Genomic DNA, 11,590 nt, shown 5'->3' on the forward strand with positions numbered 1-11,590 from the left:
CCCCCCCCCCCCCCCCCCCCCCCCCCCCCCCCCCCCCCCCCCCCCCCCCCCCCCCCCCCCCCCCCCCCCCCCCCCCCCCCCCCCCCCCCCCCCCCCCCCCCCCCCCCCCCCCCCCCCCCCCCCCGAAGCAGTGGTTCAGGCGGTGACGGTGCCGTCGGCGGCGACCGTCAGGCGCCCGGCCGCCACGGCCGCCTGCAGGGCAGCGTCGAGCGGCGGTTGGGCCGCCGGGGTGAGTCGGCGGTGCCCGAAGACCTCCGCGGTGCGGACCCGCAGCTCGTCGACGGCCAGGCTGCCGGCGGCCCGGGTGAGGGCGACCATCGCGTTGCCGACCTCACGCGGGGCGACCTGCTCCAGCGGCCGCTCCGCAGCGGTGGCCTGCCGGCGGAACCAGGTCCACTCGGCCGGGTCGGTGCCCTTGGGCCACAGGTGCTCGCCCTGCAGCGCGCTGGGTGGCAGCAGGTCCATCAGGGCGTCCCGGCGGGCGGCGCCGACCCGGGTGAGCCCGAAGGCGCCGGCGGTCAGCCGGGCCAGCCGGTCGCGGTGCACCGGCCCCTCGGCCTTGATGCCGGCGTTGAGCACCCGCCGCACGACCCGCTGGACCGCCGGGTCGCCCAGCTGGTCGAGCTGCTTCCTGTCCCCGGCCGGCTTGGGTGCCCAGGCGATGAACGGCAGCTCCTCGTCCAGCGGTGCGCCCGGCTCCGCCGGCCGCGGGCTCGCCGACCGGGTGGTCGCCGGTCGGGTGCCCGCCGGAGTCGCAGCGGCCGGCGTCCCGGTCGCGGTCTCGACCCCGGGTTCCGCGACCGCGACGACGGGCTCGGGGGCGGCGACGACGGGCTCGGAGGCGGTGGGCTCGGGAACGGTGGGCTCGGGAACGGTGGTCGGCTGGGCAACGCGCGCCACCGGGCGGATCGGGATCACGTCGGCCAGCGGGCCCTCGTGCTCGGCCACCTCGTGCTCGGCCGTCTCGATCCCGGTCTCGGCGGTGGTCGCGGCGTCCTCGACCGGTCGGGGCTCCAGAGCCGGCGCGGCCACCGCAGCCGGGGGCTCCGCCGGGACGGCCGGGCGGGGCGGGGGAGTGGCGTCGACCGCGGCGACCAGCCGGTCGACGACGGCACCGGCGTCGACCAGCCATGTCGGCAGCCACACTCGTTCGACCGCGGGCCAGCCGAGCAGGCCGGAGAGCACCTCCACCGGCAGCCCGTCCCGGTCACCGACCGTCCTCCGGCGCGCCCAGGCCGGCCCGTCCAGCAGCACCGCCAGCACCGGGGCATCCGGGGCGGCCGCGCGGGCGACGGTCAGGTCGACCCGGAAGTCCGACAGCCCGACGTCGGTGCGCACCACCAGCCCCCGCTCGCGCAGCGCGGCGGCGATCTCGTCGCGGTGCCGGTCCGGCGCCCCGGCCGGGCGGGCGCCGCGCGGCAGCGCGTCGGTGCCCAGCGCCGCCAGGTCCAGGTAGGCGCGCAGGTGCTGCACGCCCAGCGAGGCGGTCTGCTCGGCGCGCAGCTGCTCCGGGGCGAAGGAGGTGAAGACGACGACCTGGTGACGGGCCCGGGTGACGGCCACGTTGAGCCGCCGCTCGCCCCCGGCACGGTTCAGCGGGCCGAAGTTCAGCGGCAGGTTCCCGCGCTCGTCGGGGCTGAAGCCGGTGGAGAAGAAGACGACGTCGCGCTCGTCGCCCTGCACGTTCTCCAGGTTCTTCACGAACAGGCCCTCGCCGTCGGTGCGGTCGAGGGCGTCGACCACCCGCTGGTCGCCGCTGTCGCGCAGCTGAGCCTCGATCAGCGACCGCTGCGGCGCGTTGAAGGTGACCACCCCGATCGAGGGCACCGCGGGCGCGGCCACCTCAAACCGGCGCAGCACCTCGGCGACCACGGCCGCCGCCTCCACCGGGTTGGTCCGCAGCAGCTTCCCGCCCCCGGTGCGGTGGAAGGTGCCCGCGACCCGCACCAGCGACACCCCACGGCCCCCGGCCCCCGAGGACGCGCGCCCGTGCGCCGGCGCCGGGAAGGTGGCCAGCCGGTTGTCGTAGTACTGGGCGTTGCTGAAGGCGATCAGCGTCTCGTCCTGGCTGCGGTAGTGCCAGGACAGCCACTGCCGCGGCACCCGGGCCTGCACGCACTCAGAGAGGATCGACTCCTCGTCGGCGACGGTGTCCTCGGCCGGCTCGTCGTCGGCCGCGGACGGCTCACCGAACGTCGTCGGCGGCAGCTGCTTGCTGTCCCCGACGACGACCGCGGTGCGGGCCCGGCCCAGCGCGCCGATGGCGTCGGCGACCCGGATCTGCGAGGCCTCGTCGAAGACGACCAGGTCGAACAGGTCGGCGTCGGCGGGGAAGAACCGGGCCACCGAGTCGGGGCTGACCAGCACGCAGGGCAGCACCGAGGTGATCAGGTCGCCGTGCGCGGCCAGCAGGCCCCGCACGCCCAGCCCCCGACGCTGCTTGGCCAGCTCGCGCTGCAGCGCGCCCACCCGGCTGTCCCCGGTCGCCGGGTCGAACGGGCGGGCGGCCAGCACCCCGGCGGGCACGGCGCAGGTCAGGTGCGACCGGACCGCCCGGGACGCCGCGGCGAACCGGGTGATCGTCGCCTCGTGCCGGCCGGCGTCGAAGGCGCTGAGCCCGGTGGCGTCCCGGCGCTCGGCCAGCGACGCCTCGGCCAGCCCGCGGTCGAAGGCGCGCACCGCGTCCTCGGCGGGCAGTTCACCGTGCACCAGCAGCCGGCGGGCCTCGGTGAGCCCGGTCAGCCGCAGCGGCTCGAGGGTGTCCAGCAGGCTCACCCAGCGCCGCAGCGACATCGGGTGGATGTACTCCACGCCCCGCTCGGGGCGGGTCATCGTCCAGTGCAGCACCAGCCCCTGCTCCCCGCTCCACGCCGCGAGCTGCGCCGAGGAGCTGCCGCAGGCGGTCAGCAGCGCGGTCACCGCGTCGCGCAGCCGGAGCACCAGGCGCGCGGCGGCGGGGTCGGAGGCCGGCCCCGCGACCAGGAGCCGGCGCACCGCGCCGGCCAGCCCCACGGAACCGTCGGCGGTCGCCGCGGCCCGCCGCAGCCAGCGGGCCTCGGCTGCCAGCAGGGTGCGCCCGGCGTCGGTGAAGGGGTTCCAGCCGGCGGGCACCTGCAGCCCCGGGACGGCGGTCGCGCGCGCCGCCAGGGCCTGCACGGCCGACTGCACGGTGCGCAGCGACGCGGTCAGCTCCGGCACGTCCTTGGTCCGCACCGTCGCGCCGTCGGCCAGCACACCGGCGAACCGGGCGCGCACCTCGGCGAGCTTGCCGCGCCGGCCCAGGAAGGAGCCGGCGGCCGCCTCCTGCGCCTGCACGAACAGCTCACCCAGCGGCAGGCCGAGCGCATCGGGGGTGACGACGTCGAAGGCGGGGGAACCGGCCTCGGCCAGCGCCTCCACGTCGGCGAGCAGGTCGTCGAGCGCGGCCGCCCAGCGGGGGCTGCGCACCTGGTCGAGCACGTCGAGGCCCAGCGGCGGCCCGGCCAGCAGGTGCGCCAGGTCGTCCAGGTCCTCCGGCGTGCGGACCGCCCGCAGCACCGCGGCCAGGGCGCCCTCGCCGGGCAGCTCGCGGATGGCGCTGTCGACGGCGACCGCCGCCCGCTGCACGGCCTCGATGTCGATGTCGACGGTGTCCAGGAAGGCCCACGCGTGGCCGGCCGAGGGGCGGGCCAGGTCGGCGATGTCCGGCAGCAGCGCCAGCGCCCGGCGCACCCCGGTGACCGTCTCGGCGTCCGCCTGGCCGGCGAAGGCCGGTGGCACCGGCAGCGGCGGGACCGCGTCCCCGGCGGCCAGCACCGCCGTGCGGGCCGAGTAGTACGACAACCCGGCCGGGTTGGGGGCGTGCAGGCGCTCGGCGTAGCGGTCCAGGCTCCGGCGGGCCGAGCGCAGGTCCTCCGCGTCGGCGGCCAGACCCTGCTCGTCGACCTCGACCGCGTGGTCCAGCGCCGCCCGGATCTGCGCCCGGACGACGGCCGGACGGCTGCCCTTGTCGTGCAGGTCGAGCGCGAACGGGCCCATGCCGACGGCGTCCAGCCGGCGGGCCACGACGTCGAGCGCGGCGCGCTTCTCGGCGACGAACAGCACCCGCTTGCCCTCGGCGACCGCCCGGGTGAGCAGGTTGGTGATCGTCTGCGACTTGCCGGTGCCGGGCGGGCCCTCCAGCACGAAGGTGCGCCCGGCGACCGCCTCGGCGACCGCGCGCAGCTGCGAGGCATCGGCGGGCAGCGGGCAGCCGGCGGCCAGCTCGTCCAGGTCGACCGTGCCGGCGGTGTCCGGCGCCGGGTCGGTGAACGGGGCGTTCGGGTCGTGGATCAGGTGGGCGACCAGGGGGTTGCGGGCGAGGTCGGCCCAGTGCTGGTCCAGGTCCTGCCAGAGCCGGTGCTTGGCGAACTGGAGCACCGCGAGGTCGGCCGTCGGCTCCACCCGCCACGGCAGGCCGCGCTCGGCCAGCGCCTCGCGCACCGCCTGCACGGCAGCGCCCAGCCGAACGCCGTCGGCCCCCTCGGCCAGGCCGGGCACGGTCAGCCCGTGCAGCTGGCGCAGCTTCTCCAGCAGGCACCAGTTCGGAGTGGCGGCACCGGCCTCGTCGGCGGTCAGCCGGTAGGCGCCGGTGCGCGAGGCCGGGCTCAGCAGCACCGGCAGCAGCACCAGCGGGGAGCGCAGCGGGCGGCCGTCGGCCTCCCAGACCAGGCTGCCCAGCGCGAGGTACAGGTTGTCCGCCCCGGTCTCCTCGACCACGGTGCGGGCCCGGTGCGCCAGGCCGCGCAGCCGGGAGAGGTACCCGGCCTCGGGCACGTCGGCGTGCACGGCGCGGCGTTCGGCCAGGGTCTCGGTGAGCAGCTCGGCCGGCAGCTCGCGCGCCGACCGCACCCCGCGCTCGCGCTGCACCTCGGAGAGGGCGTCGCCCGGCAGCAGGGTGAGCGTGGTGCCGCCGGTGAGCAGCTCCTCGAGCAGTGGCAGCACGTCGTGCGGCACGGTCAGCGGCACGCCGGCGCGCTCGCCGTAGGAGATGAGCCGGTTGCGCGGGCTCAGGTCCAGCAGGGCGTTCTTCCACTGCTGGACGCGCGCGGGCACCTCGGGGCGGGCGTCGGGTGCCGACGGCGCCGGTTCCGATCCGGCGGCGGCCTCGACGGCCTCCTCGGCGGGACCCGCGGCGGCCCGGTGCTCCAGCACGACGTCGCCGGCGGTGTGCACCGGCAGCGCGCGCACGCCCTCGCGCCGGGCGCGGACGACGTCGGTGACCCCCAGCAGCCGGCCGAGGTCGCCGGTGAGCCAGGCGGCGTAGGCCGGGCGGTGCAGGTCGGCGACGTTGCTCCCGCCGGCGGCCAGCAGCGTCGTCTCCACCAGCCGGATGACGCCGAGGTCGACCAGGTTCACCAGTCCGGCCACGTCGGTGGTGGCCGCGGTCTCGGTGCCGCGCTCCTCGCGCCAGTAGCCGCAGAAGGCGTGGCCGTCGGCCACCCAGACCAGCGGCCGGAGGCCGGCCCGCTCGCAGGCGGCGGCGAGGGTGAGCGTGGTGTCCAGGCTGGTGCCGACACCGCCGTCGAGCACCTCGTCCGGGGTGCGCACCACCTGGCCGACCTCGGTCCAGCTCACCGGCGGCAACGTGGGCCGCACGCTGCGCCGGCGCATCGCCCACACCAGCGCGTCGACCACCTCGTCGACCCGCTCCGGGCCCTCGTCGTAGCCGGAGAGCGCGCGGCTGCCGGTGCCCTCCTCCAGCAGGTCGCAGGCGTCGTCGAGCAGCCGGCCGACCGCCGGGTCGTGCGGCAGCACGTGCGCGGCCAGCAGCTCCAGCGCCAGCGGTGACGGGGTGGCCAGCCACTGGCCCGGGGCCAGCACGTGCACCGGGAGGCGGCGGGACGCCAGCGTGCGGTCGCCGGCGGTCAGCTCGACGCGGACCCAGCCGGACCGGCGCTCGGGCACCTGCAGCAGGGCCCCGGCGTCCAGGGTGAGCCCGACGTCACCGACGACCGTGGTGCGCCCGGCCTCCAGGTCGACCAGCCGCTCGACCGGGGGGCCGACCGGCCCGACGTCGTCGGCCACCGACAGCCGCACGGTCGCGCCGCGGACGGTGGTGGTGGCGCTGTGCACCGCCAGCCGGGAGACGACCGGCACCTCGTTGTACGCCAGAGCCTGGCTGAGCACCGGGGTGGCGGTGAGCTCGAGGGAGACCGGCTGCTCGGTGGGCGGCGGAACGGGCCCCTCGGCCTCGTGGTGCAGGTCGGCGACGTTCCCCATGGGGTCTGTCTACCGGTTCGGACGGACCGGTCCGGCGCACCCGGCCGACAGGTGGTGCGGGTGTGACGACAGGGGTCTGGTGGGGACGGATGGCACCCGTGTCAGAGCAGGGCGAGCTGGCTGCAGGCGGGGCAGAGCGAGTCGCAGACCTCGGGCTGCGGAGGCCAGGGGACCTCCTCGTCCCGGGCGACGTAGACACCGCACAGCGCGGTGCGGCCGCGGGCGCCGCTGAGCCCCAGGGTCGCGTGGGCGGGGCCGATGAGGCGGGCCTGCTGGCCGGCCGGGTCCGACATGGACCCGACCATCATCACGGCGCGCGCCGTGCGGTAGGTGAATCCCATGCCCGCCACCATGTGAGACGGCGACGCCGATCCGCCGATCAACACGCGGACGGTCGGGGGCGGGCCGTCCCAGCCACCCCAGGCGCCTCACCGGACCGGTCCGGACGCGCCACCGCCGCCGGCCCGGTGCGGGCCGACGGCGGGGGAGACGTGCTCGGAGGTGCTGATCAGCCGGTGAAACCGGCCCGGTCGACCTTGCGGTGGAAGCGCTCGCCGAGCTTGCCGCCCAGGATCGCGCCGACCAGCGTGACCACCAGGACGGCGACCAGGGCGATGATGCCGGCGGTGGTGGCGGTGCCCTCGTCGACGGGGATGCGCGGCAGGTTCAGCTGGGACAGCACGTTGTACTGCGAGCCGAGCACCGCGCCGGCGACCGCGAGCGCGATGACCACGAGCAGCCCGACGACCCAGACGGCGATGCCCTGGCGGATGCCGTCGAAGCGCGCCATCCGGCCGGCCACGTAGCCGCCGGCGAGGTAGGCCAGGAACAGCACCACCAGCAGCGCGATGCCACCGCCGATGCCCACGGTGCCGGGCTGGTCGGCGGCCTCGGCGACGTCGGGGTTCTCGGTGAGACCGAGGGCGACGCCGGCGGCGGAGACGAGCGCGATCAGCAGCACGGCCAGGCCGTTGGCGGACAGCCAGCCGAAGAAGGCCGCGCCCCACTTGATCCCGCCGAAGCGGGCGTGCTGGGCGTCGACCGCGTCGCGGGCGGTGCCCCGCGTGGCGCGGGCGCCGGCGGCGGAGTTGTTGCGGAACTCCGTGTCCCGGGCGCTGGTGGCGGCGCCGGTGGGGTCGGGGGACGAGTTGGTGGCCATGGGATCTCCCGGAGGGGTCGGTGGCTGGAGGGATACCCCGGTCGGCGGGCGCGCACCCGCCGACCGGGGGTGGATCAGCGGGTGCCGCGCCCCTCGGTGCGGCCGTCGGTGTCGGCCTCGATCTGCTCCTTGCGCACCGAGTCGCTGACCGTCTCCTCACCGGTGACGGTCTCGGTGTCCAGCCGGACGCGCTCGACCGGGACGGTCTCCTTGGCGACCACGGGGCGCTCGGCGTGCAGCACGACCTCGTGCTCCTCCTCGGAGATCGCCGGGCCGTCGAGGGCGGCCTCGCGGTTGGCGTCGGTGATCGGCTCGCGCTCGAGCCGGACCTCCTCGTGGGAGACCGGCACGGTGGTGGTCACGTTCTCGGTGACGACGTACTTGCGCAGCCGGGCCTTGCCGGTCTCGACCTGCTGGGTGCCGACCCGGAGCTGCTCCTCCGAGCGGGTCATGGCCTCGTCGGTGGTCGGGCCGGAGGTGTCGTGCCCGGTGGTGCCGTGCCGGTTGGTGTCGTCGAAGCCCCCGGTGCGCCCGGCGGTGGTGTCGGTGCGCCCGGCGGTGGTGTCGGTGCGCCCGGCGGTGGTGTCGGTGTACCCGGCGGTGGTGTCGGTGCCGGTGCCCACGCCGTAGTAGCGGTAGAGCTCGGCCTCCTCGTCGGGGCTGAGGTGCCCGGAGTCGGCGTCCATCCGCGGCGCGTCCTTGACCTTGGCCTTCTGGTAGGGCACGCGCAGGGCGCCGTCGGCGAGCTGGGCATCGGCCAGCGGGACGAAGGTCTCCGAGGTGCCGAACAGGCCGGTGCTCACGGTGGCCCACTCGGGGCGGCCGGTCTGGTCGTCCAGGTAGACCTGGCCGACCTTGCCGAGCTTGTCGCCGTCGGCGTCCACGGCGGTGGTGCCGATGACGGTCTGGATGTCCTGCTCGGTGATCACGAGTGCTCCTCAGCAAAGGGGGTGGATGGGCCCGGGCGGCCTCGCGCCGTGCGCGCCGGCCGGACTGGCGGACCTCAGGTAGCCCACCCGTTTACGCCGTAAACAACCCCGGACGTCCGGGGGCGTAGCGGAGCGCGGCGGTCACGCTCCGGCACCACCTCGTGCCCGGATGCGCAGCGGCGCCGCCCCGGAGCGAACCGGGACGGCGCCGCTGGTGGTGACCTGCCGGCGCGTCAGAGGTCCAGCACCGAGCCGTCGTCGGAGTTCTTCGCCTCGTGCAGCACCCGCTCCAGCCGGTCGAGCAGGTTCTCCAAGGCCTCCTCGAACTCCGCGGCCGACTTGTCCTGGGCCAGCAGCGGCTCGGTGCGCATCAGCGCCGGGAAGTCGGTCAGGTCGGTGGTCCGCTGGGCCTGTGCGTCGCCCTCCGGCTGGTCGAGCAGGCTGACCTGCGCGCCGATCTGGGTGACCTCCAGCAGCAGGTGCCCGAGCAGGAAGCTGGAGTAGGCCCGGTAGGCGGCGACGGCGGCCTGGTCGGAGAAGCCGTTGTCGCACAGGGCGCGCAGGAACGACTCGACCATGCGCAGGCTGCGCAGCGGCGGTCGGACCCAGGGCGCAGCCGGCGGGCGGCTGGCCACCAGCGGGAAGACCGCCGGGTGGGCCAGGGCGATCCGCCGCACGCCGTGGGCCAGCCGCATCAGGTAGTCCTGCCACCCGCTGGCGTGCTCCAGGTGGATGTCGTCGGGCTCGTCGTCGTCGTCGAACAGCCGCTCGACCACGCTGTCCACCACGCCGTCGAGCAGGTCCTCGCGGCCGGGCACGTAGCGGTAGAGGGCCATCGCCTCCACCCCCAGCGAGGCGCCCAGCCGGCGCATGGTCAGCGCGGCGAGCCCGTGCTCGTCGATGAAGCTGATCGCCGCCTGCAGGATCCGCTCCCGGTCCAGCCCCGCCGGACGGGTCGTCTCCGTGGCGGCCTCGGTGCCCTCGGTCACCGCCACCAGATCGGGGTCGCGTCCGTCGTCGCTCGTCGTCTCCACCACTGTCCGTCTCCTCGACCTGCCCCCGCGGCCAGTGTCCCCCGTCGGGCGAGGGCACCGGTCGCCTCCCTGGCGGCACTACCCCACCGGGGGGAGCCGATGTGCCCACACGTGCTAGCACGGTGCTTGCAGTTGTTAGCGAGGGAGGGTCTGCGGGTAGCGGTGCCACGTCAGGCCATCCGCCACCCGGGAGTCCTCGTGACCGACCACACCACGCTCATCACCCAGCTACGGGCACTGCTCACCCTCACCCGGACCGAGGAGCAGATCGCCCGGATCCGCACCACCCAGGCGCGCACCGACGCCGTACGCCGTGAGCTGCAGCAGAACGCCGACAACGCCGTGGCGCGCGCCGCGGCGATCACCGAGCAGCTGCGGGCGCTCTCCGGCGTCGGCGACGTCGTCGCCCCCGTCGTCGGCCGGCTGACCGCCCTGGTCAAGGGCACCCTGGAGCAGGCCGAGCCGATCGACGAGGCCCTGCTGCAGGACCTGCAGCTGGAGCACCAGCTGCTCGATCGGGCCACCTACCTGAAGGTGCTGGCCCAGGCCGCCGAGCAGCCGGCCGTGGAGGAGCTCGCCGACCGGCTGGTCACCGCCCACTCCGCGACCGTCGAGTGGCTCACCGTGGTCCTGGCCGAGCAGGCGCTCGGCGGCCCGGCCGCCCTGCAGGCCACCCCGTTTCAGAAGGTGGCCGGCGGTGCCACGAAGCTGGTGAACATGCCGGTCCGGTTCGCGGCCAACACGGTCAACCGGGCCGTGGGCGGCGCTCAGCAGGCCGGCGACTCGGCCGAGGGCAGCCTGGCGGGCGTCGTCGACGACGTGCGTGACCGGGTCACGTCCCTGACCGGTGCGGTGCGGGAGACCCTCACCGTCGGCCGGCTCGCCTCGCTGCGCCGGGCCGAGCGCATCGCCCAGCGCGAGGGCGACATCGAGGCGGCCGAGGCGGTCGCCGCCACCCGGCGCGAGCTCGGCGACGTGACCGCCGACGAGCTGCCGATCAAGGGCTACGACTCGATGTCGGCCGCCGAGATCGCCCGCGCGGTCCAGCAGCTCGACGACCCCGCCGACGTGAACACGGTCATCCGGTACGAGGAGACGCACAAGGCGCGCTCCAGCGTGGTCAGCGCGACCCAGACCCGGCTCGCGGCGCTGGCCAAGGAGGCCATCGGCGTGACCGACTGACCGTCCCGTCCGGGTCGCGCCCGGTCGGTGACCGCGCGCCGGGCGTCCGCGCCCGGTCACCGATCGGAGCGACGGCCCGTGTCGGGGCGGTGTCGCGTGGATCACGGTTATGCAACGGGCGCTCCGGGAAACACAGACCCTCATGAGCACTCCTCCTGAGGTCGCCCTCACCCCCGAGGTGCTGGAGAGCGAGTTCTCGCTCATGACCGCCGTCATCCGGCTGGACTTCCTGAGCCGCCGGGACAACGTCGCCATCGACAAGCCGATCGACGACGCCGACACCGGCGACGACTGGCTGTCGATCAAGGACGTCGGCACCTCCCTGGACGTGGAGGAAGCCCTCGAGCTGCTGGCCCTGGGGGAGGTCGTCGCCCGCAAGGCGCACGGCAGCCGGCACCTGGGCATCCGCGCCGCCCTCCGGGGCGGCGCCGACTGGCAGCAGATCGCCCGGGCGCTGGGCGTCTCCCCGCGGGCTGCGTGGGAGCGTCACATCGCCTGGCTCGACGGGCAGGAGCAGGCCCGGAAGCGTGGCGACGCCGACGCGCTGGACGCCGCGGCGGTCACCGCGGCCCGCGAGCAGGCCGGCCGCCGCCCCGCCTGAGACGCCCGCCTGAGACACCGCGACGACGGCGCCGCCCCGACCGGGGCGGCGCCGTCGTCGCGTCCGGGTGCCGTCGCGCGCCTGGGGAGGTGTCGGGTGCGGACGTGGGCCCGGCAGGTGCGCGGTGGCGGGAGGCGACGGGCCGGACCGGTCAGCGGGGGAGCAGCACCGCGGAGTCGGCGTAGCACCAGGCCCAGTGCTCGGCCCGCTCGGCGGAGGCGACCACCGGGTGCGCGGTGGCGGTGAAGTGCGCCGTCGCGTGCCGGTTGGGTGAGGAGTCGCAGCAGCCGACGTGGTCGCAGCTCAGGCAGCGGCGCAGGTGCACCCAGGTGCCACCGACCGCCTGGCAGTCCTCGCACACCGACGCCGGCCCCGGTGGCTCGGGCAACCCGGTCGCGTGCACGCACGGCACGCCGCCCTGCACCTGCCAGGTCGTCATCGCGCC

The 11,590-nt window shown here is 76.2% G+C and carries 8 protein-coding genes; 2 read left to right on the plus strand and 6 right to left on the minus strand.

The genetic code is table 11. The features are described from left to right. Nucleotides 1-135 precede the first annotated feature (135 nt). From ACI79A_RS04980 to ACI79A_RS05000, 5 genes are all read right to left on the minus strand, one after another. The gene (locus ACI79A_RS04980; RefSeq protein ID WP_457080557.1) at nucleotides 136-6,240 is read right to left on the minus strand and encodes a DUF3320 domain-containing protein; all 6,105 of its coding nucleotides are present in this window, start codon (nucleotides 6,238-6,240) and stop codon (nucleotides 136-138) included. Nucleotides 6,241-6,341: 101 nt separating this feature from the next. After that, a complete protein-coding gene (locus ACI79A_RS04985) occupies nucleotides 6,342-6,581 on the minus strand; it encodes a hypothetical protein (protein ID WP_457080559.1) in 240 nt (79 codons plus the stop codon). 167 nt (nucleotides 6,582-6,748) lie between these two features. Beyond that, a complete protein-coding gene (locus ACI79A_RS04990) occupies nucleotides 6,749-7,399 on the minus strand; it encodes a hypothetical protein (protein WP_457080561.1) in 651 nt (216 codons plus the stop codon). A 74-nt stretch (nucleotides 7,400-7,473) separates the two neighbouring features. Next, the gene (locus ACI79A_RS04995; RefSeq protein WP_457080563.1) at nucleotides 7,474-8,328 is read right to left on the minus strand and encodes a DUF2382 domain-containing protein; all 855 of its coding nucleotides are present in this window, start codon (nucleotides 8,326-8,328) and stop codon (nucleotides 7,474-7,476) included. Between the two features lie 233 nt (nucleotides 8,329-8,561). Further along, nucleotides 8,562-9,362 carry a TetR/AcrR family transcriptional regulator C-terminal domain-containing protein gene (locus ACI79A_RS05000; protein WP_457080565.1) on the minus strand — a complete coding sequence of 267 codons (801 nt, stop codon included), beginning with the start codon at nucleotides 9,360-9,362 and terminating at the stop codon, nucleotides 8,562-8,564. Nucleotides 9,363-9,560: 198 nt separating this feature from the next. Here ACI79A_RS05000 and ACI79A_RS05005 point away from each other — a divergent pair, with 198 nt between their 5' ends. Both ACI79A_RS05005 and ACI79A_RS05010 read left to right on the plus strand, forming a co-directional pair. After that, a complete protein-coding gene (locus ACI79A_RS05005; protein WP_457080567.1) occupies nucleotides 9,561-10,544 on the plus strand; it encodes a ferritin-like domain-containing protein in 984 nt (327 codons plus the stop codon). Between the two features lie 142 nt (nucleotides 10,545-10,686). Further along, nucleotides 10,687-11,145, plus strand: a complete 459-nt coding sequence (locus ACI79A_RS05010; RefSeq protein ID WP_457080569.1) for a hypothetical protein — start codon at nucleotides 10,687-10,689, stop codon at nucleotides 11,143-11,145. Between the two features lie 151 nt (nucleotides 11,146-11,296). Here the strand turns inward: ACI79A_RS05010 and ACI79A_RS05015 are convergent, their stop codons facing one another. Then, nucleotides 11,297-11,584, minus strand: a complete 288-nt coding sequence (locus ACI79A_RS05015) for a UBP-type zinc finger domain-containing protein (protein ID WP_457080571.1) — start codon at nucleotides 11,582-11,584, stop codon at nucleotides 11,297-11,299. Nucleotides 11,585-11,590 lie beyond the last annotated feature (6 nt).

Source organism: Modestobacter sp. SYSU DS0657, from assembly GCF_054050925.1.

What these genes read in the sequence shown, in the direction of transcription:
- ACI79A_RS05015 (WP_457080571.1), bottom strand. Translation starts at nt 11,584, where the DNA reads ATGACGACCTGGCAGGTGCAGGGCGGCGTGCCGTGCGTGCACGCGACC.
- ACI79A_RS04990 (WP_457080561.1), bottom strand. Translation starts at nt 7,399, where the DNA reads ATGGCCACCAACTCGTCCCCCGACCCCACCGGCGCCGCCACCAGCGCC.
- ACI79A_RS04985 (WP_457080559.1), bottom strand. Translation starts at nt 6,581, where the DNA reads ATGGGATTCACCTACCGCACGGCGCGCGCCGTGATGATGGTCGGGTCC.
- ACI79A_RS04980 (WP_457080557.1), bottom strand. Translation starts at nt 6,240, where the DNA reads ATGGGGAACGTCGCCGACCTGCACCACGAGGCCGAGGGGCCCGTTCCG.
- ACI79A_RS05010 (WP_457080569.1), top strand. Translation starts at nt 10,687, where the DNA reads ATGAGCACTCCTCCTGAGGTCGCCCTCACCCCCGAGGTGCTGGAGAGC.